Annotated in this window: 18 protein-coding genes and 1 tRNA gene; 10 read left to right on the top strand and 9 right to left on the bottom strand. The window is 60.9% G+C overall.

The window, feature by feature from the left end; translation table 11 throughout:
• Positions 1-14 precede the first annotated feature (14 nt).
• Positions 15-761 carry an FkbM family methyltransferase gene (locus tag BUE15_RS00625; RefSeq protein WP_073280758.1) on the bottom strand — a complete coding sequence of 249 codons (747 nt, stop codon included), beginning with the start codon at positions 759-761 and terminating at the stop codon, positions 15-17.
• A gap of 83 nt (positions 762-844) precedes the next feature.
• Positions 845-1,306, bottom strand: a complete 462-nt coding sequence (locus tag BUE15_RS00630) for a hypothetical protein (RefSeq protein ID WP_073280759.1) — start codon at positions 1,304-1,306, stop codon at positions 845-847.
• A 169-nt stretch (positions 1,307-1,475) separates the two neighbouring features.
• Here BUE15_RS00630 and BUE15_RS00635 point away from each other — a divergent pair.
• The 3 genes from BUE15_RS00635 (at position 1,476) to BUE15_RS00645 (ending at position 2,757) form a co-directional block, all read left to right on the top strand.
• Positions 1,476-1,548, top strand: a tRNA-Thr gene (locus tag BUE15_RS00635).
• Positions 1,549-1,635: 87 nt separating this feature from the next.
• On the top strand, positions 1,636-2,178 hold the full coding sequence (locus tag BUE15_RS00640; protein WP_073280760.1) for a GNAT family N-acetyltransferase: 543 nt from the start codon (positions 1,636-1,638) through the stop codon (positions 2,176-2,178).
• 138 nt (positions 2,179-2,316) lie between these two features.
• Entirely contained in the window at positions 2,317-2,757 is a 441-nt protein-coding gene (locus BUE15_RS00645) for a BLUF domain-containing protein (protein WP_073280761.1), read from the top strand.
• Between the two features lie 86 nt (positions 2,758-2,843).
• Here the strand turns inward: BUE15_RS00645 and BUE15_RS00650 are convergent, their stop codons facing one another.
• Positions 2,844-3,458 (bottom strand): hypothetical protein, encoded by a 615-nt coding sequence (locus tag BUE15_RS00650; protein ID WP_073280762.1) that lies wholly within the window; start codon positions 3,456-3,458, stop codon positions 2,844-2,846.
• 237 nt (positions 3,459-3,695) lie between these two features.
• Between BUE15_RS00650 and BUE15_RS00655 the strand changes: the two genes are divergently transcribed.
• Positions 3,696-4,430 carry an SDR family NAD(P)-dependent oxidoreductase gene (locus BUE15_RS00655; RefSeq protein ID WP_073280763.1) on the top strand — a complete coding sequence of 245 codons (735 nt, stop codon included), beginning with the start codon at positions 3,696-3,698 and terminating at the stop codon, positions 4,428-4,430.
• Between the two features lie 29 nt (positions 4,431-4,459).
• Here BUE15_RS00655 and BUE15_RS00660 read toward each other — a convergent pair whose 3' ends face one another.
• The gene (locus BUE15_RS00660; protein ID WP_073280764.1) at positions 4,460-4,819 is read right to left on the bottom strand and encodes a hypothetical protein; all 360 of its coding nucleotides are present in this window, start codon (positions 4,817-4,819) and stop codon (positions 4,460-4,462) included.
• A gap of 306 nt (positions 4,820-5,125) precedes the next feature.
• On the opposite strand from BUE15_RS00660, the gene BUE15_RS00665 reads away from it, so the two are divergent.
• Positions 5,126-5,725, top strand: coding sequence for a C40 family peptidase (locus tag BUE15_RS00665; protein ID WP_073280765.1), 600 nt, complete (start codon positions 5,126-5,128; stop codon positions 5,723-5,725).
• Positions 5,726-5,890: 165 nt separating this feature from the next.
• Positions 5,891-6,538 (top strand): YkvA family protein, encoded by a 648-nt coding sequence (locus BUE15_RS00670; RefSeq protein ID WP_073280766.1) that lies wholly within the window; start codon positions 5,891-5,893, stop codon positions 6,536-6,538.
• An 84-nt stretch (positions 6,539-6,622) separates the two neighbouring features.
• Here BUE15_RS00670 and BUE15_RS00675 read toward each other — a convergent pair whose 3' ends face one another.
• The 5 genes from BUE15_RS00675 to BUE15_RS00695 all read right to left on the bottom strand — a co-directional run bounded on the left by BUE15_RS00675 (position 6,623) and on the right by BUE15_RS00695 (position 14,058).
• Positions 6,623-6,901 (bottom strand): acyl carrier protein, encoded by a 279-nt coding sequence (locus BUE15_RS00675; RefSeq protein ID WP_244535841.1) that lies wholly within the window; start codon positions 6,899-6,901, stop codon positions 6,623-6,625.
• 94 nt (positions 6,902-6,995) lie between these two features.
• Positions 6,996-10,421 (bottom strand): efflux RND transporter permease subunit, encoded by a 3,426-nt coding sequence (locus tag BUE15_RS00680; protein ID WP_073280768.1) that lies wholly within the window; start codon positions 10,419-10,421, stop codon positions 6,996-6,998.
• Positions 10,422-10,490: 69 nt separating this feature from the next.
• Entirely contained in the window at positions 10,491-11,612 is a 1,122-nt protein-coding gene (locus BUE15_RS00685) for an efflux RND transporter periplasmic adaptor subunit (protein WP_073280769.1), read from the bottom strand.
• Between the two features lie 95 nt (positions 11,613-11,707).
• Entirely contained in the window at positions 11,708-13,375 is a 1,668-nt protein-coding gene (locus BUE15_RS00690) for a TolC family protein (protein WP_084548725.1), read from the bottom strand.
• 29 nt (positions 13,376-13,404) lie between these two features.
• Positions 13,405-14,058: a TetR/AcrR family transcriptional regulator gene (locus BUE15_RS00695; RefSeq protein WP_244535842.1), complete on the bottom strand. Its 654-nt coding sequence runs from the start codon at positions 14,056-14,058 to the stop codon at positions 13,405-13,407.
• 242 nt (positions 14,059-14,300) lie between these two features.
• On the opposite strand from BUE15_RS00695, the gene ispF reads away from it, so the two are divergent.
• From ispF to BUE15_RS00715, 4 genes are all read left to right on the top strand, one after another.
• Positions 14,301-14,780, top strand: coding sequence for a 2-C-methyl-D-erythritol 2,4-cyclodiphosphate synthase (gene ispF, locus BUE15_RS00700; RefSeq protein ID WP_073280772.1), 480 nt, complete (start codon positions 14,301-14,303; stop codon positions 14,778-14,780).
• A gap of 100 nt (positions 14,781-14,880) precedes the next feature.
• Positions 14,881-16,566 carry a M28 family peptidase gene (locus BUE15_RS00705; RefSeq protein ID WP_073280773.1) on the top strand — a complete coding sequence of 562 codons (1,686 nt, stop codon included), beginning with the start codon at positions 14,881-14,883 and terminating at the stop codon, positions 16,564-16,566.
• 120 nt (positions 16,567-16,686) lie between these two features.
• Positions 16,687-18,096, top strand: coding sequence for a LutB/LldF family L-lactate oxidation iron-sulfur protein (locus BUE15_RS00710; protein WP_073280774.1), 1,410 nt, complete (start codon positions 16,687-16,689; stop codon positions 18,094-18,096).
• A 499-nt stretch (positions 18,097-18,595) separates the two neighbouring features.
• Positions 18,596-25,201: a T9SS type A sorting domain-containing protein gene (locus BUE15_RS00715; RefSeq protein WP_073280775.1), complete on the top strand. Its 6,606-nt coding sequence runs from the start codon at positions 18,596-18,598 to the stop codon at positions 25,199-25,201.
• The last annotated feature ends 49 nt before the right edge of the window (positions 25,202-25,250 follow it).

A 25,250-nucleotide genomic window follows, 5' to 3' on the forward strand; every position in this document is an offset into this window, starting at 1 on the left:
GGTTTAGCCGGGGCTTAAACAGGTTGAAAGTAAAAATCGGCCGTAACGGCGCTGCTTAGCTGCGCCTCCGAGCACGGCACGAGTTCAGAACGCTCCGACAGCACGAATGGTTTATAGCCCAGCTTATCGAGCACCGCTACCACGGCGCGGCGGTTTTCCAGGCCATTCAGCTCCGTTTGGATGAGCGGCCGGAAGCGGCGCAGCGTGGCCTGCATATGCCGGAACACCTCGTGCTCGAAGCCTTCCACGTCGCACTTCACGAAATCAAGGCGCGGCAGATGGGCCAGCAGGTCATCAGGCACGCGCATGGGCACGTCGTAGGTGCGGGCGTAGTGCTCATCGGGGTTGCTGGCGGCTACTTTGGTCATGCCGTGGTGCAGCAGGCCGTTGCGCTCGGGCGTGCCCATCTGCACGGTGGTGTTCTGGCCACCCAGTGCGTAGGGCAGCAGCGTGAGGTTGGGGTAGCCGCTGAGCGTCACGTTGTCCTGCCAAATGGCCTGGAAATCCGGAATCGGCTCCACGGCCAGCACCTGCCCCTCCGGCCCTACCAGCCGCGAGAGGGCCACGGAGTAGTAGCCCAGGTTGGCCCCGATATCCAGGCACACGAAACCGGGCCGGATAATCTTCTCCAGAAAAAACAGCTCCGGATATTTCTGCCGGCCCCAGCCCGCTCCTACCAGCCGCAAGTACACGCGGCTCACGAAACGGATGTACCGCTCGAAGCCAAGCGCGCGGACCAGAAGTTTACGGAGTGCTTTCATAGAAGCAGCAAAGGTAGCAAGTCGGGCCGGCACTGTTGGGAGCGGAACCTCATACGTGGCCGCTGCTGCCGGTACGGCCGCCGCTACGCCTGCTGCTTCCCGAAGCGTTGCGCTACCAGGCCCGCCACAATGCCGCCCACGGTGTACCAGGCTACCGTCATGGCTTTGGTTTGGGGCGTGCGGTTGCTCGGAGCTTCGCCTAGTCCCATCGGCCCGGGCAACATCACCCCACCGATACCGGCAGCCACTCCCAGCACTACGCCCCGCACAAGCGCACCGTCTCCGGCACCCACCAGGCTGTAGTACAGCCCATTGCTCACTACATCACCGAGCACGGTCAGGCCGTAGGCGGTATCTTCATCGGGTTGCGGCGCATCGGCTTTGGCCAGGAGCTTGCGCAGGCCGCGCATGCCCAGCACATCCATGCGGGGCGCGTCTTCGGGGCGCAGGCGGCGGACCGTTTCGTGCAGCACATTGAGGGCAACCGCGCCAGCCAGGCCACTCAGCAGGGCAGGCATAAGGGTAGAATCGGAAGTTTTTTTCATAGCAGGTTCGGCGGCGGTTTAGGGCGCGCTCCTCCACAAAACGAGAAAGCTGCAACCGTAGTTATTGCGGCCTTCCCTGGGCCGGCAGAAAAAATACTTCCAACGCTTGTGTGGTTTTCCGCCGGCTTTCTATCTTTGCTGCCCCTGACGGATATGCCGCCTCGGAAATGCCTCTTTAGCTCAGCTGGTAGAGCAGCTCATTCGTAATGAGCAGGTCGTTGGTTCGAGTCCAATAAGAGGCTCGCATAGTCAGAAAGCAGCCTTCGCAGATGTTATATTTGCGGAGGCTGCTTTGTTTTTTGGCGCACTGGTCAAGCTATTATCTGTTTATGCCAGCTTCTCTTCCCAGCTTCGTAGTGCCACAGCTGGAAACGGAGCATCTGCTGCTGCGCGGGCACCTTCCCTCAGATCTGGCCCCGTTTGTGGCCATGTGGGCCGAGCCCGCCTTCTACCGTTTTCTATCGCCGCAGCCGCTGTCGCAGGAGGAAGTATGGACGAAAATGCTCCGCCACACCGGCCTGTGGCCGCTGCTGGGCTACGGCTACTGGGCCATAGAAGAAAAAAGCACCGGGGCGTTCATCGGGGCAGTAGGGTTTGCCGACTGGCGCCGCATAATTGAGCCGGCGCTGAACGGCATACCGGAAATGGGGTGGGTGCTGGCCCCACAGGTCCAGGGCCGGGGCTATGCCACCGAAGCCGCTCGTGCGGCCTTGTCCTGGGAAGCTGCTCATCTGGCGGCGCCCCGACTCGTTTGTCTGATTCATCCCGAAAACCTGGCCTCCAGGCGCATGGCAGAGAAAAACGGCTATCAGGAATACGCTCGCACTATCTATAAAGGGCAGCCCGGCCTTCTGCTGGAGCGGTGGCCCTAGCCAGGCTATGTACTGCCTTCCAGGCGAATAAGCGTAGCGGGAAAGTGCTTGCGCGTGCGGTTAAGTGGCTCCGGGAAACTTCCCGATTGCGGTTATGCGTTAGGAAAGGCCACGCTCTATTGCCAGTCTTTCCTGCCTATGCACCACCTTATTTATAGTAGCACTGCCACCAGGCCGCTGTCGGAAGAAGAACTACGGGGCATACTCCACAAAGCCCGCCACCACAACGAGCAGCACAACCTTACCGGAATTTTGCTCTACCACGAAGGACAGATTGTGCAGTTGCTGGAAGGCCCCGAAGAGGCTGTGCATACCCTTTACGGCTATATCGCGCAGGACCCGCGCCATACGGGCCTCATCAAGCTCGCCGACAAGCACGTGCCCCAGCGCAGCTTTCCCGACTGGTCGATGGCGTTCCAGACCCTGAGCGACGAGCAATATGCCTTGCTGGAGGGCTACCGGACTCCCGAAAACCTGGACCTGTCGCCCCCGGGCCTGAGTGCTGCCGATACCATGCTGCTGGAACTGATGCGCACGTTTATGCTGCGCGACGAATCGGAGGCTGGCTTCATGCAATAACAAAAAGCCCCGCTGGCACAGAGCCAGCGGGGCTTTTTGATACTTACTCAGCACTGCCTGACATGTAGCAGTGCCTACTTAGGGTGCTAGAAGCCGGTATCGTTGGCATCGTCGCGCAACGACGAGGTGGAGCCGCGGTACACTGATTCGCTGCCGGACTTCCACTTGGATTCGCCTGTGGGCGTGTAGCGCGAGTCGCCCGTTACGGAGCTTTTTCTGCTCTTGCCGCGCATAGCCAGCCAGCTCAGGCCGCTTACGAGCAAGGCACCGCCCACCACTTTTTGCGTGGTAGAGAGGCTGTTTACCTGCTCCATGGCTTTGCTGCCGAAGTCTTTCAGGGACTGGGGCAGTTGGTCTACGCTCTTGGCCCACTGTTCCTGGTCGAGCCACGACTTGCGCTGGCCGTCCTGCTGGCTGCTTTTGTTTTCCGTGGTGTTGGCATCGGAGGTAGCAGTAGTGCTGGCCGCCGATGGAGTAGTTGTGGCCTTATTCTGGGCTTCGGGCTGCGGCTGGCGCGAGCTGGCGCTGGTAGCGGCCGAGGCGGGCTGCTGGTTCTGGCGGCCGGAAGTAGCCGAATTACTGCCCGACTGGCTGGCCGAAGAAGTGGAAGCCGAAGTAGAAGACTGCGAAGCCGGCTTGCTAGCGGCATTGGAAGACGAAGAAGAGGCGCCTGAATTCGGCTGGTTTTGTTTGTTGTCCATGACGATATGTGGGTTAAGAGTACAACTAACGAGCAGAGCTGTCTTCCGACAACCCCTGCCCCCTATTCGAGAAAACTCGGATTTAGGTTTCGGTTTTGGCCGCTGGCTTTCAGTCGGGTGTGCCTGGCCGACCAGGTCCGGCCCGAAATCCGGCCGGCAGCTAAACTTATAAACCGGCCTGGCGTTTCTACGGAGCCGCCGACAGAAGCGGCAGCATCTACACTCCAGACTCCCGGTATGCGGCAGCGTTTTCAGAATAAAGTTTGCTTCGTTACGGGAGGCACTTCCGGTATTGGCCGGGCGGTAGCTGTGCAGCTGGCGCAGGAAGGCGGCCTGGTAGCCATCATCGGCCGCGACACGCAGGAAGGCCGTGAGGTAGTGCGCGAAATAGCTGCCGCGGGCGGCACCGCCAAATTCATCCGCACCGACATAGGCCGCGATGCGCAGCTGGTTGCGGCTGTCGGCAAAACGCTGGCCGTGTGGAAGAAGATAGATGTGCTGGTCTGCAATGCCGGCATGATGACCTTTGAGCCCCTGCTCAAGCTCGCCCCCAAAAGCTGGGACACCCTGTTTCAGGTGAACGTGCGCAGCCTGTTCCGGCTTACGCAGCTGTGCCTGCCCCACATGAAGCACGGCAGCATTGTGGCCGTCAGCTCGGTGCACGCCCACCAGACTACGCCCAATGTCATTCCGTACGCGGCCAGCAAGGGCGCTATCGAGGCCTTTGTGCGGGGTCTGAGCCAGGAGATTCCGCACACGCATGCCCGCATCAATGCCGTGGCGCCGGGCGCCGTAGATACGCCGCTGCTGTGGAGCAACCCCAACGTGAAGAGCGGCAAAGAGAAAATCACCGGACAGGTGGGCACGCCCGAAGAGCTTTCGGCGGCCATCTGCTTTCTGGCCTCCTCCGAAGCCAATTTCATCAACGGCACCACCTTGGTAGCTGATGGTGGCCGGCTGGCTACGCTCTAGTACAGGAGGTTGCTATACCGCGGGAGGTGCTAGCTCTGCGCGCCCTGGTGCATAGTAGCGGGGTCTGGCAGGGGCAGCCCGCGCGCATACAAGGGTGCGTCGCGGCGGCCGGCTTCACGGGCCTGGGCCTCAAACGGAATGTTGTAGTAGCCGTGGCGCATCCAGCCCAGCAGGTATTTCACGAGGAAGCCCAACCGGCCGTGTTCCTGAAACTGGCGGATGTGCTCCATTTCGTGCGCTACCCAGTAAGGGTCGCTTAGAAACTCCTCTTTAGTAGCCCCACTTAAATGGATGCTGCTGCCCAGCACCATAGCCACGCTTTGGGTGCCCAATTTGAGCCGCGCCAGTCTGGCTAATGGCGAGTTTTCGATGATGCGGGGAGGAGCCATGAGGAAGCAAAAAACCGGGCGGAGTATACGCAACAGATAGCCGATATGGTTGCGCGCCTTGTTGTTCTTGCTGGATAATAATTTGTCTTATAGGAAGAATATCACACAACTCGACCGCAAAAAAGGCGGTGTTTCAAATTTTTAGTCCTAGCTTTAACCATCGGCGAAGATAGAGTCCGCTCTTTTTCGCCGTCTTTTAACGAATTTATTGCCTCTTTTTTCCATCCGCTTCTATCGACGAAAGAAGTACTTAACGGTTCCCTCGGCCTGCTTCCGACAACCGATTTTGCCACCCCACGACGGACAATGAAGAATATTTCCCTGTATTGCCTCGCCGCGGCCGCTATGGCCCTCTCTTTCCTCTTCGAACAAGCTCCCGCCTCCGATACTTCCGCTTCTGCCCCCGTTACAGCTGAAGCATCTCTCTTCTCCGGCCTTTTCTCCGATGACGAGGAAAAGCCTACCGCAGCCAGCGACTCTGCTGCCTACGACTACTACGGCCAAGCCCTGGGCGTACACCTGGAGCGCACCGAAAACACCACGCTGCTGCGCACCGTTCTTGATTGGATGGGCACCCCCTACCGCTACGGCAGCAACTCCAAGAAAGGCACCGACTGCTCGGGCTTCGTGACCCGGGTTTTCAAAGAAGCATACGGCATCACACTGCAGCGCAGCTCCCGCTCTATGTTCCAGAGCGTGAAGCGTGTTGCCAAAACCGAAATGGAAACCGGCGACCTGGTTTTCTTTCGTCGTGGTCCGGGCCAGCCCATCTACCACGTTGGCATTTATCTGAAGGACGGCAAGTTTGCCCACTCCGCTACCAATGGCGGCGTTATGGTAAGCTCTCTGACCCAGGCCTACTACCAGCGCAACTTCTACGCCGCTGGCCGCGTGGCCGTCAATTAACCGGCTCACCTGCTGCTTTTTCAGCGCCTCACTCCTCCCGGGTGAGGCGTTTTTGTTGGTAGTTCGGGGGTGCATAACCATTTTGCGGCGAAACAGTATAGGCAGGCAGCAGCCCGGTGCCGCCGGCGCCCGCGTGCATCATCTCCCGTTTTCTTCTCTCCCGTCATGGATAAGCAAAACCCCAAAGGCGAACACATAGCCGCTTCGCCGCTATTCAAAAAGTTTGTTGGCAAGGCCGAAGAGTACATCAAGAAGCCCACCCGCATCAAGCAGTTGCTGAACGATGCCTACCAGAAGGCCAGCGACAAGAACGACATCGGTAGCCTGGCCCAGGAAGCCTGGGAAACGCTACAGACGCTGTTCCGCCTGATTCGGGCTTCAGTTTCAGGTGAGTATACGGGCCTGCCAACCGGTACCGTAGTGGCCGCCGTGGCCGTTACGATTTACTTCATGAGCCCGATTGACCTGATTCCGGATGTTATTCCGGTGCTGGGACTGCTCGATGACGTAGCGTTGGTAGCGTGGTTCAGCACCACCATCAAGGAAGAGCTGGATAAGTTTTCGGAGTGGGAGAAAACCCGCCCCGAGGTAATTGAGGACGCGCAGGTGATTGAGGACGACGCGCCGAAAGCCGCCAGCAAGCCCTCGGCCCAGCCGAAGCCGGCCCAGGCTACGGCACCAACCGATACGCCCGCCACCCCGGCCGCGTCCCACGCCGATGTGGCGGCCACTACCACCGACAGCAGCCGGGAGCCTAACCGCTCCGCCGATGCCCGCCCCAGCGGCGGTGACACAGGCGGCAACGTGCGCTAAACCCACTCCCCCATTCTGCCAGAAACGACAAAGCGGCCCGGAACAATCGTTCCGGGCCGCTTTGCTATGCATGGCGGGCAAGTATTAGGCGGCCTTGGTATGCGACGCCACGTAGCTCACAAAGTCGCCGACGGTGGCTAGCGGCACCTCATCGGGAATCGTGATGTGAAAGTTGCGCTCCAGTTCCAGAATAATATCTACCACATCTACGGTATCGAAGCCCAGCTCCCGGCTCAGGCTGCTGCTGATACGCAGGCGACGGGCCTTGATGGCCTTGCGCTTGCTGATAATACGCAGCACCTGCTGCTGGATAGATTTGGCGTCGGAGGTTGTCGTGGAGGCAATCATAACTGAGTACGACATGGTACTGGGGTTGGAAAAGATGAGAGTGGTAGTGGGCACAGGCGCCTGAGCATCAAGGCCAAATAGCCTGCGTGCCCACTACCAACTACGCATATTATGCTTCGGTCAGCTCCCGCTGCCGAACCGTAGAGTCCTGCTCCAACGAATCGGTTGCATCGGTATTGGCCGGTTGGCCGAAAATTTTCAGCTTCAGTGTTTCGGTCAGCAGGTACATCACGGGCACCACCACCAGCGTGATGATGGTAGCAAACACCAGACCGAAGATGATGGTCCAGGCCAGCGGGCCCCAGAACGTTACCGACTCGCCACCGATGAAGAAGTTGGCGTGGCCGGAGTTGAACAGCTCATAGAAGTCGATGTTCAGGCCAATAGCCAGCGGAATCAGACCCAGGGTGGCGGCCGTGGCCGTCAGAATTACGGGGTTGAGACGCGTGCGGCCAGCCATTACAATGGCTTCCCGCAGCGGCATGCCCTGGCTGCGCAGCATATCCGTGAATTCTACCAGCAGAATACCGTTTTTCACCACGATACCCGCCAGCGCGATAATGCCCACGCCCGTCATTACGATACTGATGTTCATGCCCGTAATGGCCAGGCCCAGCATTACCCCAATCACGGAGAAGAAGATTTCGGTGAGGATGATGACCGGCTTGCTCACCGAGTTGAACTGCATCACGAGCACCAGGAAAATCAGGGCAATGGCTCCTACGGCGGCTACGCCCAGGAACGAGCTGGTTTCCTGCTGGTCTTCCTGCGCGCCACCCATCTTGATGGAGTAGCCCGGAGGCGTCGGGTAGGCTTTGAGCGTGGTTTCGATCTGGCGCACCACATCGGGGCCGGTGAAACCGCTAAGCACGTTAGACGACACAGTGATGACGCGCTTCACGTCTTTGCGCTTGATGCCGCCGTAGGTGGTACCGTAGCGCACATCGGCCACCGAGGAAATCGGAACCTGACGGATGGCGCCGGTAGCGTCGCGGAAGGTGAGCGGCGAGTTCAGGATGGCGTCCACGTCGGAGCGGTAGGGCTCGGCGTAGCGCACCTGAATCGGGTACTCATCATCGGGGGTCTTGAACTTGCTGGCCTCGGTGCCATAGATGGCCGTGCGTACTTCGGAGCCAATCTGGGCCGTGCTGATGCCTTCCCGGTTGGCCCGCACGCGGTTGATATCCACGGCAATTTCGGGGTTGCGGTCTTCCAGGTTGGAGCGCAGCTGCTCAATACCGCCAATCTTCTTGGACTCGATGTAGCGCGTAACGTCTTTGGAGAGCTTAATCAGCGTAGGATAGTCGTCGCCGGCTATTTCAATGGCAATCGGCTTGCCGGTGGGCGGGCCGCTGGCTTCCTTGTCCACCGAAATTTCGGTACCCGGAATGCCTTTCACCACCTCCCGGATTTTGTCCATGTAGGTGCTGGTAGCCGGGCCTTTCCGGTCGCTCATTTCCTTGAAGGCTACGGCTACCTTGGCCAGGTTGGACTGCGACGTCCCGGAAGCCGAGGCTTCGCTGGGGTCGTTGGCGCCAATGGCTACGTTGGTAATCACCGATTCCACATCGGGGTTGTCTTTGCCGATGACGCTGTAGATGCGCTTCTCCAACTCACGCGCCACCGAGTCCGTTACCTCTACCCGCGTGCCAACCGGCATTTTGAGGTAGGTGTACACGAATTTGGGGTCGCCGGAGGGGAAGAAGTCTACTTTGGGGCTGCGGGCCATGAGGGCGAACAACGCCACCACGAACAGCACCATCATGCTGCCCAGGATCATCCAGGGCCAGTTGATGGCCCAGCGCACCACGCTGGCGTAGCCGTTCTGGAAACGAGGCAGCACCTTGGTCTGGAACCCGGCAATCATGTGGATGAACACAAACTTGTCGAGGAAGCAGAGCACGATAACCGTCAGCGTGAGGTTGCCCACAAACGTTGAGCCCGACACGTAGCCGATGATGGCAATGAGCAGCAATACGCCCATGGCAATCAGGAAATTCTTGGTCAGCTTGGGCTTGTTGTCTTCGGCGTGGTGGTCTTCGCGCTCCATGAAGCTCACGGCAAACACCGGGTTCATGATGAAGGCCACGATGAGCGACGACATCAGCGTCAGAATCAGCGTAACGGGCAGGTAGAACATAAACGAGCCCACGATACCCGGCCAGAACATCAGCGGCACAAACGGCGCCACAGTCGTCAGGGTACCGGCCAGCACCGGGATGAACACCTCACCGGCGGCGTATTTGGCGGCCTGGGCGGTGGTCAGGTTGGGGTGCTCGTGCAGCAGGCGGTGGGTGTTTTCGATTACCACAATGGCGTCATCGACCACAATACCCAAAGCCAGCAGGAAGGCGAAGAGCACAATCATGTTCAGGGCAAACCCAAAGCTGGGCAGCAGCAGGAAGGCCAAGAACATGGAAATCGGCACGGAAAGGCCCACGAACAAGGCGTTGGTGGTGCCCATGAAGAACATCAGAATCAGCGTTACCAGAATAAAGCCGATGATAATGGTGTTGATCAGGTCGTGAAGCGTCACGCGGGTGTCGTTCGAGGTGTCGCCCGTCACGGTGATGGTCAGCTCCTTGGGCAGGCTCTCTTTCGAGTCCTTGATAATCTCCTTGATCTTATCGGAGGCGTCAATCAGGTTTTCGCCCTGGCGCTTGATAACGTTCAGGGTTACGGCCGTCTTGCCGTCGAGGCGGGCATAGGATTCGCGGTCCTTGAAGGCATCCGTGACGGTGGCAATGTCGCCGAGGCGCACGGCCGCGCCGTTCAGGTTCTTCACCTGAATGTTGGCAATATCGGCGGCGCGCACGTACTGGCCGGCCACGCGCACCGCGCGCTTCTGGTCACCGACGTTCACCGAGCCGCCCGAAATCGTAATGTTCTCGCGGGCAATGGCGGCGCTGATATCCGAGAAGCTCAGACGGGAAGCGCGCAGGCGGTTCAGGTCCACGTCCACGTTCACCTGCTGGTCCAGCGCGCCGATGATGTCGACGCGGGTAATTTCGGGCAGCGCCTCAATCTTGTCCTGGAAGTCGTCGGCGAACTTCTTGAGCTGGGTAGTCGTCAGGTTACCCGCCAGGTTGATGTTCATGATGGGCAGCTCCGACAGGTTTACTTCCTGCACGGTAGGCGGCGAGGGCAGGTCGTTGGGCAGCTCGTTGGCGGCCTTGTCCACGGCGTCCTTGATGAGCTGCTTGGCATACTGCACGTCTACGCCGGAGTCAAACTCCACGTCCACGATGCAATAGTCCTGGTTCGAGGTCGAAGAAATCTTCTTCACCCCGTTCACGCTCTTGATTTCCTTCTCGAGCTGGCGGGTCACCAGGTTCTCGATGTCGGTTGGCGAGGTGCCCGGGTAAATCGTGGCCACGATGATGCGCGGAATCACGATATCGGGAAACTTCTCTTTGCCCAGCTTGATGTAGGAAAAGATACCCGCCACGCAGAGCAACAGCGTGATGATGTAAATGGTGGTCTTATTGTCGACGGACCAACTGGTGGGCCCAAACTCTTTTTCTATATCCTGCATGATATGGTCGTTGCGGGGGTGGTAGACGGGCCTGCTTTCCTCAGCTAAGAGCAGCAGCTCTCATGCTGCTTACAGGCTCACCACCTGGCCTTCGTTCAGGTTCTGATACCCAGCAGAAATTACCTGGTCGCCGGCTTGCAGGCCACTGGTAACTTCCACTTTGCCATTGTAGGTGTTGCCCACCTGAATGATGCGCTTCTTGGCGACTTGCTTGCCGCCTTCCGAAGCCACCACCAACACGTAGCTGTTCTGTTCGTCTTTCTGCACCAGGTCTACGGGCAGTACCGTAGCGTTCTGGCTGGCGTAGTTCTGGATGCGGACGTTGGCCACCATGTTGGGGCGCAGCTGGCCGGCTTTGGAGCCGGTCAGGCGCAGCTCGGTGGTAAACGTGCGGCTGGTCGGGTTGATGGTGCTGGTGACGACGCGTACGGTAGCGGGCATTTCGTCGGTGCCCAGGTCCGGAATGCGCACCAGCGCCTTGTCGCCCACCTTGATGCGGTTGGCATAGGCTTCCGACACGTCCACGATGATTTTGCCGGTACCGCCGCCGCTCAGCAGCTTCACTACAGGCGCACCGGGCGCTACGGTTTCGCCAATCTTGGGCAGCACATCATCCACGGTGCCGCTGAAGGGCGCCACCACGCTGTAGAGGGCGCGCTGCTGATTGAGCGAAGCCATGTTGCGCTGCAGCGCCTGGTAATTGTTTTTGGCCTGCAGATACTGGATTTCGGTGCCAATCTGCTGCTTCCAGAGGCGGTCCTGCTTCTCGTAAATCACACGGGCCAGGTCCATGCGGGTGCGCAGCTCGGCAATGCTGGCATCCAGCACCGAAGCGTCCACGGTAGCCAGCGTCTGGCCTTTGCTCACCCGGTCGCCGCGCTGCACGCGCAGGCTGGTAAGGGTGCCGGCCGCGCGCGCCGATACGGTAGCGTTCTGGTCGAAATCTACCCGGCCCTGCACTTCGAGGTAGCTGGTGAAGCTCTCCGGCGCCACTTTAATCACCGATACGGGCGTGGTCAGAACGGCTTCGGCGGCACCGGATGCACCGGCTTTGGCTTCCAGTTCGGCAATCTTGGCCTGGTTGGAGGCTTGCTCCTGTTTCAGCTTGGCCAGCTCGGCAGCCGGATCTTTCTGGCCGCAGGCCGCGAGCAGCGTCAGTGCCAGAACGGCCGCGGAGGTAGAGTATTTCATAGGAAAAGAAGAGAGTAGCAAGAAGTTAGGAACCGGAAGACATGGTAGAAACTGAATCAGAAGCTTCCGGTTCCCGGCCTCTGACCCCCAGCGGTTTACTTGCGGGCCTGATTAAACAATTCACCCGTGGCTTTGTCACGGTCTACTTTGGCTACCAGCACATCGTAGATGGCGGCGTAGTAGTTGGTCTGGGCTTCGCGCAGCGCGGTTTCGGCCGATACTACTTCCAGATTGGAGCCTACGCCCTCCTGAAACTTGATGCGCGACACGCGGGCCACGTCGGAAGCCAGGTCGAGGTTGGCTTTCTGGTTGTCGAGCACGTCCAGCGCGTTGATGAGCGTGGTGCGGCTTTGCGCATCCTGCAGGTCAATGCTCTGGCGCAGCGTCTCGAAGCCTTTCTCAATGGTGAGCTGCTGAATGCGGGCCTGCTGCACCTGGTACTTGCGGCGGAAACCGTCAAACACCGGAATCTGCAAACTCAGGCCCACGTTACCGAAGCCAAACCAGTTCTGGTTGGGGAAGCCGTTGGAAGCCCGCGAACCGGGGCCGCGGAAGGCAAACAGGTCGCCGGCCTCTTTGGCCGAGCCCGAGAAACCGTAGGCTGCCGTTGCCAGCAGGCGCGGGTAAGCACCAGCGCGGCGGTTGGCCAGGTCCAGGCCGGCAAGCGCCTGCTGAGTCTCCAACGTGCTGAACTCAATGCGGTTGTTGTAGTTGAAAGACGCCGACAGCTGGCTGGTGCGGCCGCCGCTGAGGGCAGTCTGCTGGTCCTGGCGGGTTTGGTCGGGCGTGGTGCCGGCCGGAGCCGGAGCATCGGGTACGCCGCCCAGGCCTGTTACGCCGCCGCCGGTGGTAGCGCTGGCTACGCCCAGGCGCCGGCGCAGAGCACCGGCATCTACTACAGCCGCCCCGAGCGAATCGGTGAGGGCTACGCTCTGCTCCTGGGGCAGGCCCATCTGGAACTTGAGCAGCGCAATGCTGAGGTCGGTGAGGCGCTGCGCTTTCTGCTGCTCCACCACCAGGTTGTTGCGCTGTACGCGCAGCCGGTCTACGTCGAGCTTCTCAGCAAAACCCGCTTTGAAAGTTTCGCTGGTCTGGTAGAGCACCGTATCGAGGCGCTGCACGTTGCGGGCCAGCAGGGCCAGCCGCTCGCGCGCTACCAGCGTGCTGTAGTAGGCTTTGCTCACCTGCTCCACCACGTCTATTTCGGCTTGCTGGGTCTGCTTCTGAGCCAGCTGTTCGTACACTTTGGCCGCTTTCAGGCCAATCAGGTAGGCGCCGTCGAACAGCAGCTGCGACACGGAGGCGCTGGTGTTGCCGGCATACCGCAGCCCGAACGCAAATGCCTGCGGCGGCACCGGCTCGGAGGGCAGCGTCACGGTTCCCAGGTTTACGGTCTGGCCACCCTGGGCAGCCGCCACGTCGGCGGGCGTCAGGGCCGTGGCAGAGGAGCCGCCGCCCAGTGCCCCGAAATCTACCAACGCCTTCTGCAGCTTGAAGTTGTCGGCTACGTTGGCCGCTACGTTCACCTGCGGCAGGCCGGCCGCGCGAATCTCGCCTACTTTGGCCTTGGCGGTCTGCTCGCCCAGGCGCGTAGCCAGAAGGGTCGGCTTGTTCTTCACGGCGTAGTCGATGGCCTGCTGCAAGGTCAGCGGCATGGTGCCCACCTGCTGGGCCGTTGGGGCGCTGCCAACCTGGGCCTGTGCGGCCGCCAGAGGTCCGCAGAGCACCGTTGCCAGCAGCAAGGGTCTGATAGTTCGTTTCATGAGAGTGTTGAAACTGGAGCGGAAAGTGGTTATACTTCGTCCGTCACCTGACGGAATTTGTTGATGAGGCGGTGCCCTTCCAGCGTGGCAACGCCCAGCATGAAATGCTCCTGTGCGGTTACAATCACGCGCTGCGGGTCGAAAGTCTGCGGCGGAAACACGTTTTCATTAAAGGCCAGCTCAATCTGAGACAGGCGCAGCCGGGCCAGCACTTCCACGTCGAGGTCGGCGCGGTAGAGCCCTTCGGACATGCCCCGGCGCAGGTTGGTTATAATCTGGGCCAGGATATAGTGGTTTTTGTGTTCGAGCCACAGCTGCCAGGACGCGGGATAGTACTTCTTCAGGTCGTGGAAAATGCTCGGATGGATGCCGGCAAACTGGCTGCGGATCCAGTCCAGCATGCCAAACCACTCGCCAATGGCGGAAGGAGCTTTGCCTATCAGCACCTCACATTCGCCCTGCGTCTGGTTCAGGTGCTGGCGCATCACGCCTTCCACTATCTGGTCCTTGTTGTCGAACCACTTATAGAGCGTCTTCTTCGACATGCTCAGGTGCGTGGCAATGTCGTCCATTGATACGCTTCTGATGCCGTTGCGCGTAAACAGCTCCGTGGCAGCCAGTAAGATTCGGTTCTTGATTTCCATAGTCACTTCCGGGCCCAAAGATACGACGGCAACTTTCATTGTTTCCAAAGTTTCCATTATTTTTCCTTAGCGCTTTCTGGTGCCGGATAGTTCCATTTGAGCCGCTGACGTTGAAGGCCCTGCTTTACCTTAATCCCAGGCCTGTTTTTTTCTGTTTCACGGGCCGGCCACGCGGGGTTTGGGCGGGCGTGGAGGGCCACGTGCCGCCGCCTCTTACCTTTACGCGGTAGCCGGCCCGTGCTGGCCGGCTTTTTAACTGATCCTCTCCTCTTCTTTTGCGCATGAAAATCCGGACCGGCTTCGGCTACGACGTTCACCAGCTTCAGGAAGGCCTGCCGTTCTGGCTCGGCGGCATTCAGGTACCGCACACGCACGGCGCGCTCGGCCACTCCGACGCCGACGTGCTCATTCATGTTATCTGCGACGCGCTGCTGGGCGCGGCCAACCTGCGCGACATCGGCTTTCACTTCCCCGATACCGACCCGCAGTACAAAGGCATCGACAGCAAGCGGCTGCTGGCCGAAGTAGTGCGCCTGCTGCGCGAGCGGGGCTACAGCATCTCCAACATCGACTCTACGGTGTGCCTGGAAGCCCCCAAGGTGAACCCGCACATTCCGCACATGCAGCAGGTGCTGGCCGAGGTGATGGGCATCGAAACCAACGACATCAGCATCAAAGCCACGACCACTGAAAAGCTGGGCTTTGTGGGCCGGCGCGAAGGAGTAGCCGCCTATGCTTCGGTGCTGATTGTGCAACCCTAACCGCCGAAACAGTGACTAGGTGAGGAAGGCGCGCTGCAGTGAGCCGCGCCTTCCTCACAGTTTCCCTTTGGCTCTCTCACGCATTCACTAATCGTCGTCTATGAACAGACATTCTTTCCTGGCCCTGACGCTGGCAATGGGCTTCGCTTCGGCGGCCGTGGCCCAGCAGGCTCCCGAAAAAGTAAAGGTTAAGACCAAGCGCAAAGCCAAAACCGAGGCGGCGGCCCAACCCGCTGCTGCCGCGCCGGCCGCTACCCCCGACCAGCCCGACTGGGCCGGCACCTACGCCGAAACCATTTCGCAGCAGGACCTGCGCACCCACCTGACCATTCTGGCGTCGGATGCCTACGAAGGCCGCGAAACCGGCGAGAAAGGCCAGAAGATGGCCGCTGACTACCTCAGCAAAGAGTTTCAGAAGCTGGGCCTGACCGGACCGGTGAAAGACTCGGACAACCCGTTCCTGCAGCACTTCACCATGGAGCGTACCACCTGGCAGGACGGCGCCACGCTTAAAGTAGCCGGCCAGACCTATAAGTGGATGACCGACTTCTACGCCATGGGCACCTCGCCGTTTCAGCAGGAAACCTCGGTGCAGCCCGTATTTGTGGGCTACGGCATCGAGCAGGACGGCTACTCCGACTACGCCGGCAAAGACGTGAAGGGCAAGGACCTGCTCATCATGCTCGGCGAGCCTACTTCGGCCGACGGCAAAGCGCTGCTGGGCAAAGACGGCGCGGGCAGCAAATGGGGCAACGACTTCCGGGCCAAGGCCGCTCTGGCCGCCGAGAAAGGCGCCCGCTCGGTGTTTTTCGTCGATTTCAACCCCAACAACAACTTCAGCAAGCTCTCGGCGCGGATGTCGCAGTACGTGAGCCGGCCCAGCATTTCGTTTAAGGATGCCAAGCCGGGCGGACGCCGGGCCGCGTTTTTCGTGTCGCCGGAAGTGGGCTACAAGCTGCTGGGCACGAATGCCGCCGGTATAACCAAGTATACCGCCGCCGTGAACAAGGCCGGCAAGCCAACTGCCAGCACCTTCAAGCCCGCCAAGTTTCTGGTGAAAGCCGCCAAGAAAACCGAGGACTTCGTGACGGAAAACGTGCTGGGCTACCTCGAAGGCACCGATAAAAAGGAAGAAGTGCTGGTGCTGTCGGCTCACTACGACCACATCGGCATCATCGACGGGGAAGTGCACAATGGCGCCGACGACGACGGCTCGGGCACGGTGACGGTGCTGGAAATGGCCCAGGCGTTTGCCAAAGCCAAGGCCGAAGGCCGCGGCCCGCGCCGCAGCATTCTGTTTCTGGCCGTAACGGGCGAGGAAAAGGGCCTGCTGGGCTCGGAATACTACACCGACCACCCCATTTTCCCGCTGGAGCAGACGGTAGCCAACCTGAACACCGACATGATAGGCCGCACCGACAAGGACCACGAAGGCAAAGGCGACTACGTGTACGTTATCGGCTCCGACAAACTCTCGTCGGAGCTGCACGAAATCGTGCTCAACTCCAACGAGAAGTACACGAAGATGGACCTCGACTTCCGCTTCAACGACCCCGAGGACCCAAACCGTTTCTACTACCGCTCCGACCACTACAACTTCGCCAAGCACCGCATTCCGGTGGCGTTCTTCTTCAACGGCGTGCACGATGACTACCACGGCGCCGGGGATGAAGTCGACAAGATTGAGTTTCCGAAGATGGAGAAGCGGGCCCGCCTCGTGTTTCACGCAGCCTGGGAACTGGCCAACCGCGACACGCGCGTAGTTGTGGACTCCAATAAAAAGTAGCTGCGACGCTGCCTGAGGGGCTTTTGCCTGTTGCAGCGAACTTCAAAAACCCGCCGAGCCCTTCCGGGGCCGGCGGGTTTTTATATTTGCCGGTATCTGCTGGTCTAACTGCTGAAAGCCATGAACCCGACGACGACCACCCCAGCCAACAAAGCCTCCAAAGCCACCCAGTTTCTTGCCGATTCCGATGCCAAGGCCTTCGACCTGGAGCACCGGCGCAAAATCCGCTTCAACATTGGCAAGTACAACGCGGCCGTGAGCACCGGCCTGGGCTTCTACCACGACCATGAGCTGGCGCGGGAGCGGGCCTCCTACCTCAAATCCACGGTGATAAACCGCCTGGATGAGTACCTGCTGGAGTTTGAGCGCAACTTCACGGCGCGGGGCGGCAAAGTCATCTGGGCGCAGAACGCCGACGAGGCTTTGCGGGAAATCGGGAAGATAATGGCGCGCCGCCACGCCCGCACGGTGGTGAAAGCCAAGAGCATGACCACCGAAGAAATCCACCTGAACCACTTTCTGGAGCAGAACGGCATCGAGTCGGTGGAGACGGACCTGGGCGAGTTTATCGTGCAGCTGAACGGCGAGCGGCCCTACCACATCGTGACGCCGGCCATGCACCTGAGCCGGCTCGATATTGCGCGCATCTTCGAGAAGCATCTCGGCATCGAGTACACCGACGACGCCCAGAAACTGGTGCTCACGGCCCGCCACCTGCTGCGCAACAAATACACCACCGCCGAAGTCGGCATTACGGGCGGCAACTTCCTGATTGCGGACACCGGCGCCGTGTGCGTCACTGAAAACGAAGGCAACGCCCGGCTGTCGGCCACGTTTCCGCGCACGCACATTGCCATTGTGGGCATCGAGAAGGTGATTCCGAAGCTGGAAGACCTGGACTTGTTCTGGCCGCTGCTGAGCACCAGCGGCACCGGCCAGCAAGTGACGGTGTACAACACCATTTATACCGGGCCGCGCCAGCCCCTAGAAAAGGACGGCCCCGACGAAATGATTGTGGTGCTGCTCGACAACGGCCGCACCAACCTACTGGCCCAGCCGGCCCAGCGCGAGGCCCTGAACTGCATCCGATGCGGGGCCTGCCTCAACATCTGCCCGGTGTATAAGAACATCGGCGGCCATACCTACGAAACCACGTACTCCGGCCCCATCGGCTCGGTTATCAGCCCGCACCTGAGCGGCATGGCCGAAAACAAGCACCTGAGTTACGCCAGCAGCCTGTGCGGCGCCTGCACCTCGGTGTGCCCGGTCAAGATTCCGATTCATAATCTGCTGCTGCAGAACCGGCAGCAGGCCGTGCGGGAGCAGCTCACCGAAAAAGATGAGCGCACGGCCATCCGGCTGTGGCTGCTGGCCATGAAGAACCGCCGCCTGCTGGACCTGCTGCCGGCCCGCGCCAAAAACTGGGTGCTGCTGCGCCTGCTCAGCCAGGTAGGCTGGAACAAGCGCCGCGACGCGCTGGAGGTAGCGCCGCAGTCGTTCCGGAAGATGTGGAAGGCGCGAAGCCGCTAATTCTCAACGCATACCCGCTTTTATATACTTCACAAAGCCTATTATCCGAATAAGCTAAGTGCTTCTCCGATTCATCAAAAGGCCGGCCCTGAGAGGGGCTGGCCTTTTTTATTGCCTGAATGTTGCATTCAGGCACTTGGATAGTGCCGTAGAACCTGTATTTTTCAGGCCCTTAAGCTCAACTCATAGTACTTTCCAGCCAGTGTGCGTCTTACCCAACGCCTGTGGCTGGTGTTGTTTTTATCTGCTTGTGCAGCGCCGCTTTTGCTGAGCGAAGGCGCGGTGCACGTCCTGAAAATGCAGCTTTCTGAGCTGCCACAGCATTCTACCCTGGCTCTGCTGGTAGCGAAACTGCTTTTCTTACCTCTTCCTGCCCTCTGATGCTCTGCTGCAGCCATGCGCTTTTCGCGCCATGGCCTACGCGGGCTCAGTCCTTTTCCCTCCCACTTTTCACCCATTTTTTCACCATTCTGTTCCCTGTATGCACACACCTTTACCCATGCCTAACCCAGCAGGCCCTCCCCCGGCTGCGGCGCGGCGCACCGGCCGCTGGTTGCGGCGCCTGCCAGCCCTGGCCGTTCTGGGGCTGCTGGGCGCTACGGCCGCGCACGCCCAGACCGTTCGCACGCTACCCGGCGACTATGCCAGCCTCGCGGCGGCCGTAGCTGACCTGAATACTGCCGGAGTGCCAGCAGGTGGGGTTACCATCAACGTGGCAGCGGGCTACACCGAGTCGGCTATTAACCTGACGCTGACGGCTACCGGCACCAGCTCGGCGCCCATCGTGTTCCGCAAGGTCGGTACCGGGGCCAATCCGCTCGTAACGGCCGCTTCCGGCAGCACCAGCACCACGCTGGATGCCATCATTAAGCTCGTGGGGGCCGACTACGTGACGTTCGACGGTATTGACCTGGCCGAAAGCGCCACCAATACCACGACGGCAGAGCAGGCTGAGTTCGGCTACGCACTGTTCCGGGCTTCCGCTACCGATGGCGCTCAGTTCAACGTCATCCGCAACTGCGTGGTAACGCTGAACAAAGCCAACCCGAATACCATCGGTATCTACGGGGCCAACTCGCTGGCAACCGCCAGTACGGCTCTGGCCGTGACCAGCGCGGCCGGCACCAACTCTGGCAACAAGGTGTACGGCAACGTGGTGAGCAACGCCGCAACCGGCATTCAGTTTTCGGGCAGCTCGGCAGCGGGCTTCGCGGATGCCGACAACGAAATCGGGGGCACGGCCGGCAACACGGTCGGCAACTTTGGCAGCACGGCCTCGGCCTGGGGCGTTGGCGGCTCCAACCAGGTTGGGTTCCGGATTGTGGGCAACACCATCAACAGCACCCTCAACTACACGTCCGCCACGGCCTCGACGCCGGTAGCCGCCTCCACAGTCACCAGCACGCTGCGCGGCATCTACACGCCCTCGGGCACGTCGGCCAACATTGACATCACCAGCAACGTGGTGACCGTGGCCAGCGGCGGCACAACAACCGCGCTGTCGGGCATTGAGAACAGTGCCGGCAGCACGCCCGCCAGCAACACGGTCAACATCACCAACAACACGGTGGCCCTGACCTACACAACGGCCACGTCGGCCACGGTGAACGGGATTAACAACGGGGCCACCCCGGCCACGGTGAACATGACCGGCAACAGCGTGACGGCGACGCTTTCGAACACCGGCACCACCTACCTGCTCTACAACAACACGAGCGCCGCGGTAATCAACGTTCTGAACAACCAGATCAGCAACGTAACCCGCACGGGCGCTTCGGGCTCGGTGTACTGCTACTACAACGTCGCCACCGCCGGCACGGGCACGCATACCGTCAGCAACACCACCATCAGCAACGTGACGGTGGCGGGCACCAGCGCGCTGTACGGCATTTACTCGAACACTTCAAGCACTGAAACCCAAGTGCGTACGGGTAACACGTTCCGCAACATCACGGCCGGCACCGGCACCGTGTATGGCCTCCACACGGCCTACGGGTCGGCGGCCTCGCAGTTCAATGGCAACATTGTGCGGGATATCAGCGCCGGCGGCACCATCTACGGCATGTATTTCACCAATACGGGCTTTGCCGGTTTCAGCGCCTTCGACAACACCATCAGCGGCCTGAGCAGCACAGGCACCTCGAGCACCGTGTATGGTATTTCTGCCTCGGCCACTACGACCAACATCTACCGCAACAGGATTTTCAATCTGTCGGGGACGGGCACCAGCGCCCTGGTGTATGGGCTGTACGTGGCTGGTGGCACCACCAGCTCGCTCTACAACAACCTGATCGGGGACCTGCGGGCACCAGCGGCCACGGGCCTGAACGCAGTAGTGGGCCTGTTCTGCAACGTCGGCACGACCATCAACGCGTCCTTCAATACCATCTATCTGAATGCCAGCAGCAGCGGCGCTACGTTCGGCACGTCGGGGGTATACCTCACGACCACGCCTACCACGCTCAACCTGCGCAACAACATAGTTGTCAATAAGTCGGTGGCAGCGGGCACGGGCGGCTACACCGCCGCTCTGCGCCGCGTTTCGGGCACGGCGGGTACGGTACCAGCCAACCTGGGCGCCAGCACCAACAACAACCTGTACTACGCGGGCACGCCTTCGGCTACGAATCTGCTGTACGTAGAGGGCACTACCGCCGCTACCAACGCCAAGCAGACCATCGCCGACTACAAAGCCTTTGCTGCGCCGCGCGAGTCCAACTCCGTTACGGAGGATGTGGCCTTCGTGAGCACCACCGGCACGGACGCCACTTACCTGCACATCAATACCACCGTCCCGACGCAGGTTGAGAGCGGCGGCGTGGCCATCACCGACATCACCTCCGACTTTGACGGCGACACGCGCAATGCTACCGCGCCTGACCTGGGGGCCGATGAAGGCACTTTCACGCCGCAGGACCTGAGCGGCCCGACCATCACGTACACGGCCCTGGGCACCACCAGCGCCACTACCAACCGCACGCTCGACGTCACCATTACGGACGCCAGCGGCATTGCGACGGGTGCCAACGCGCCGCGCCTCTACTACCGCAAGGGCACGAGCGGCGCCTACGTATTTGTGAATGCCACCAGCGTGAGCGGCAGCGTCTACACATTCACGTTTGACTTCGCGGCCGTTGGCGGCGTAACCGGCCTGGATGTGGTGCAGTACTACGTAGCGGCTCAGGACAACGCGGCCGCCGGCAACATAAGCAGCGGCCCGGTGGGCGCTTCCGGCAACAACCCTCCCGGTACGGCCTTCAGCGGCACGCCCAGCCAGTTCTTCATTCAGGGCAGCCTGAGCGGCGTGTATTACGTGGGCACCGGCACGTCGCCGGCTCCGGCCCGCACTTTTGCCACCCTCACGGTGGCCGCCTCGGCCTACAACAACAACAACCTGTCCGGTGCCGTGACGTTTGCCCTGCTTGATGCCACCTACTCGGCCGCTACGGGAGAAACGTTCCCGGTAGTATTCAATGCCAATACTGATGCCAGCGCCAATCATACTCTGACCATCAGGCCCAACACGGGCGTTACGGCCAGCGTTACGGGCAGCGCCTCGGCCACGGCCGTGCTGCAGCTCAACGGCGCTGACTACGTGACTATTGACGGCTCGGCCAACGGCACTGACTCGCGCGACCTGACGCTGACCAGCACCACCCCCGGCACGTCGGCAGTAGTGTGGCTCACCAGCCTCGGCGAAGCGGCCGGCGCAACCTACGCCACCATCAAAAACCTGAACATTGTGGGCGGCAACCCAACGTCTAGCACCTCTTTCGGGATTTACGCGGCCGCTGCTACGCTCAGCGGCACCGGCACGGGCGCCGACAATGACAACCTGGTTATCCAGAACAACGTCATCAGCACGGCTTACTCGGCCATTTATGCGCGTGGCACTGCCACCGGCCTGCTCAATGGCCTGCAGGTGAGCGGCAACCAGATCGGCAGCCTCACGGCAGCCGGCACCGTCACCTTCCGCGGCATTGATGTAGTAGCCGCCGCCGCGCCCCAGATCAGCCAGAACCGCATTGTGGGCATGGTGAATACCACTGCCTTTACCACTGCGGGCATTGAGCTGGGCGCCAACGTGGCCAACGCAGTAGTAAGCCGCAACTACATCAGTGGCCTGCGCTCGACCAACACCGGCGGCTGGGGCGCTTATGGCATCAGCATTTCGAGCACCACCAACACTGCCGGCAACGAAATCAGCAACAACATGATTTCGGACATCATCACCGACGGCGACGGTACTTCCAACCTGTACAACCCGTTCGGTATCCGGCTGGCCGGAGGCACGGGCACCAAGGTGTACTACAACTCGGTGAACCTGACCGGCGCCTTCACCGGCACGGGCACCACCGACATCAGCGCGGCACTGCTGGTAACCACCAGCTCCGTAACGGGCCTGGACCTGCGCAACAACGTGCTGGCCAACAGCATAAGCGGTGGCGCCAGCTCCAAGTCGTATGCCCTGTACGCCACCACGGCGGCCAGCTTCGGCACCATCAACCACAACGACTACTACGTGAGTGGCAACAACGGCGTGCTGGCCTACATTGCCAGCGACAAGGCGACGCTGGCTGATGTCCGGACTGCGACTTCGCAGGATGCCAACTCCGTGTCGAGTGAGCCGATGTTTACGTCGGCCACCGACCTGCACGTGTCGAACTCCATCGAACTGAGCAACGCCGGTACGCCTGTATCCGTGACCATCGACTTTGACGGGGAAACCCGCTCGGCCACTACCCCCGACCTGGGCGCCGACGAGTTTGCCCAGCCCCTGACCAGCGACCTGGCAGCGGTTGCGCTGGTGGCCCCCGCCACCGGCACTACCTGCTACAGCCCGGCCGAAACCGTAACGGTTACCATCCGCAGCGCGGGCGGTGCGGCCCTGGACTTCGCTACGACTCCTGCCACGGTAAGCGTGGTGGTGACGCTTCCGAGCGGCTCCGCTCAAACCTTCACGACTACGCTGAACACGGGCACGCTGGCTGCCGGCACCACGCAAAACGTGACCCTGCCCGGTACGCTGGACATGACGGCTATCGGCACCTACACGTTTGCTGTTTCGGCTACGATGACGGGCGATGTGAACCCGGCCAACGACCTGCTGGCTCCTGCTCCTACGCGGGTAGTGGTGGCTCCGGCCGCCGGCGTACTGGCCGCCCCTACTGCCATCTTCTGCGTGAGCGGAACTGCCAGCCTGACGCTGACCGGCGCGGCCAATGGCAGCGTTCAGCTGCAGCAAAGCACCGACAACTTAACCTTCACGGACATCAGCGGCGCTACCGGCACCACGTTCACCACTCCGGTGCTGACGCAGACCACGTATTACCGGGCCCTGGTGAGCTGCAACTCGAACGTAGCTACCTCCAACGTGCTGACCGTAACCGTAACCAATCCGCAGGTAACGGCTACCAACTCTCCGGTGGCAGTCTGCGAAGGCAGCACGGCCACCCTGACGGCTACGGCGGCCACGGGCACCACGCTCCGCTTCTTTGATGTAGCTACCGGCGGCACCCCGCTGACTTCTACCACCACGCCTACCGGCGCTACTTTCACCACGCCGGCCCTTACGGCCTCGCAGCAGTTCTATGTAGAAGGTGTCAGCAGCAGCGTAGAAGTGGCTGGCCGCCTGGCCCCTGTTTCTACTTCCAACACCAGCCCCACCAACTATGGGCTCGTGTTCACGGCCCGCAGCCCCTTCCGCCTGATTTCGCTGGACGTATATCCGGCAGGTGTGGCCGGCAACCTGGTGATTCAGGTGCAGGACAACGCCGGCGTGCTGATGCCGGGCCTGACGGCTACGGTAGCCGTTCCGGCCGGCAATGGCACTGTGGCCTTCCCCGTAGCGCTGAACTTCGATATTCCGGCCGGTACCGGCTTGCGCCTGATTGCCGTGAGCGGCCCCGCTTTGGTGCGCGAATCCACGCTGGGTGGCTTCCCTTACACTTCGCCCAGCGGCAACGTGAGCGTTACCAACGGCTACATCTCGGGTAACTCGACCAGCTACTACTACTTCTACAACTGGCAGGTAACAAGTGAGTGCATCAGCACCCGTACGCCTATCCAGGTGAACGTGTCGGCTACCCCGACGGCCTCGCTGCCCGCTACGGCCAGCACCTGCGCCAACTCGGCCTATCAGCTGGCCGGCACGGTAGGCGGCTCGGCTACCACCGGCACCTATACCAGCACGGGCACGGGCACTTTCTCGCCCAATGCTACCACGCTGAACGCCACCTACACGCCTTCGGCCGCTGATGCGGCAGCCGGCAGCGTCACGATTACGCTCACGACCGATGGCACGGTCTGCGCCCCGGCTACGGCCCAAACGGTGCTGACCATCACGACGGCCCCGGCCGCTACCTTCTCCTACGCCAACGCCACCTACTGCGCCGGTGCTACCGGCACGGCAGTTCCGGTGTTTGGCACGGGTGCCATGGCCGGTACGTTCTCGGCTTCGGGCACAGGCCTGGTAATCAACGCCACCACCGGCGCCATCGACCTGAGCACCTCCGCCGCCGGCACTTACACCGTGACCAACACCATTGCGGCCAGCGGTAGCTGCACGGCTGCAACGGCTACGTTCTCCGTGACCATCAACGCCCGTCCTGCTCAGCCGACGGTGTCGCCGGTTTACAACGGCGCCACCACCACGCTCAGCAGCTCCAGCGCCACGGGCAACCAGTGGTACCTGAACGGGGTGGCCATTGCGGGGGCTACCAGCCAGACGTACGTGGTCAACTCGGCCGCCCAGTTCGGTTCCTACACCGTCGTGGTGACCAACGCCACCACCACCTGCGCCTCGCTGCCCTCGGCTCCGCTACTGGTCAACAGCAGCCTCAAGCAGCTGGCCGGCGCCTCGCTGAGCGTCTACCCCAACCCCACCACCGACGGCCACGTCACGGTGGAGCTGAGCGGCTACGCTAACGCCACGGAGCTCAACGTCTACAATGCCGTGGGCCAGCTGGTGCTCAGCACCTCGGCCGCCGGCCGCACCGGCGTGCAGAAAGCCACGCTGGATATGCGGCAGCTGCCGGCTGGCGTGTACCTGCTGCGTGCCCGCACTGAAGGCGGACTCGATGTGCGCCGCATCACGAAAGAATAGGCTTCGGCCTTTCCGCAACGAAAAGGGCCTTCCCACGTGGGAAGGCCCT

Origin of the sequence: Hymenobacter psychrotolerans DSM 18569 (assembly GCF_900142395.1) — a bacterium.
GTDB classification, from domain to species: Bacteria; Bacteroidota; Bacteroidia; order Cytophagales; family Hymenobacteraceae; genus Hymenobacter; species Hymenobacter psychrotolerans.

What these genes read in the sequence shown, in the direction of transcription:
- BUE15_RS00695 (WP_244535842.1), bottom strand. Translation starts at nt 14,058, where the DNA reads ATGAAAGTTGCCGTCGTATCTTTGGGCCCGGAAGTGACTATGGAAATC.
- BUE15_RS00670 (WP_073280766.1), top strand. Translation starts at nt 5,891, where the DNA reads ATGGATAAGCAAAACCCCAAAGGCGAACACATAGCCGCTTCGCCGCTA.
- BUE15_RS00715 (WP_073280775.1), top strand. Translation starts at nt 18,596, where the DNA reads ATGCCTAACCCAGCAGGCCCTCCCCCGGCTGCGGCGCGGCGCACCGGC.
- BUE15_RS00640 (WP_073280760.1), top strand. Translation starts at nt 1,636, where the DNA reads ATGCCAGCTTCTCTTCCCAGCTTCGTAGTGCCACAGCTGGAAACGGAG.
- ispF (WP_073280772.1), top strand. Translation starts at nt 14,301, where the DNA reads ATGAAAATCCGGACCGGCTTCGGCTACGACGTTCACCAGCTTCAGGAA.
- BUE15_RS00650 (WP_073280762.1), bottom strand. Translation starts at nt 3,458, where the DNA reads ATGGACAACAAACAAAACCAGCCGAATTCAGGCGCCTCTTCTTCGTCT.
- BUE15_RS00680 (WP_073280768.1), bottom strand. Translation starts at nt 10,421, where the DNA reads ATGCAGGATATAGAAAAAGAGTTTGGGCCCACCAGTTGGTCCGTCGAC.
- BUE15_RS00645 (WP_073280761.1), top strand. Translation starts at nt 2,317, where the DNA reads ATGCACCACCTTATTTATAGTAGCACTGCCACCAGGCCGCTGTCGGAA.
- BUE15_RS00690 (WP_084548725.1), bottom strand. Translation starts at nt 13,375, where the DNA reads ATGAAACGAACTATCAGACCCTTGCTGCTGGCAACGGTGCTCTGCGGA.
- BUE15_RS00625 (WP_073280758.1), bottom strand. Translation starts at nt 761, where the DNA reads ATGAAAGCACTCCGTAAACTTCTGGTCCGCGCGCTTGGCTTCGAGCGG.
- BUE15_RS00665 (WP_073280765.1), top strand. Translation starts at nt 5,126, where the DNA reads ATGAAGAATATTTCCCTGTATTGCCTCGCCGCGGCCGCTATGGCCCTC.
- BUE15_RS00675 (WP_244535841.1), bottom strand. Translation starts at nt 6,901, where the DNA reads ATGTCGTACTCAGTTATGATTGCCTCCACGACAACCTCCGACGCCAAA.
- BUE15_RS00705 (WP_073280773.1), top strand. Translation starts at nt 14,881, where the DNA reads ATGAACAGACATTCTTTCCTGGCCCTGACGCTGGCAATGGGCTTCGCT.
- BUE15_RS00710 (WP_073280774.1), top strand. Translation starts at nt 16,687, where the DNA reads ATGAACCCGACGACGACCACCCCAGCCAACAAAGCCTCCAAAGCCACC.
- BUE15_RS00655 (WP_073280763.1), top strand. Translation starts at nt 3,696, where the DNA reads ATGCGGCAGCGTTTTCAGAATAAAGTTTGCTTCGTTACGGGAGGCACT.
- BUE15_RS00630 (WP_073280759.1), bottom strand. Translation starts at nt 1,306, where the DNA reads ATGAAAAAAACTTCCGATTCTACCCTTATGCCTGCCCTGCTGAGTGGC.
- BUE15_RS00660 (WP_073280764.1), bottom strand. Translation starts at nt 4,819, where the DNA reads ATGGCTCCTCCCCGCATCATCGAAAACTCGCCATTAGCCAGACTGGCG.
- BUE15_RS00685 (WP_073280769.1), bottom strand. Translation starts at nt 11,612, where the DNA reads ATGAAATACTCTACCTCCGCGGCCGTTCTGGCACTGACGCTGCTCGCG.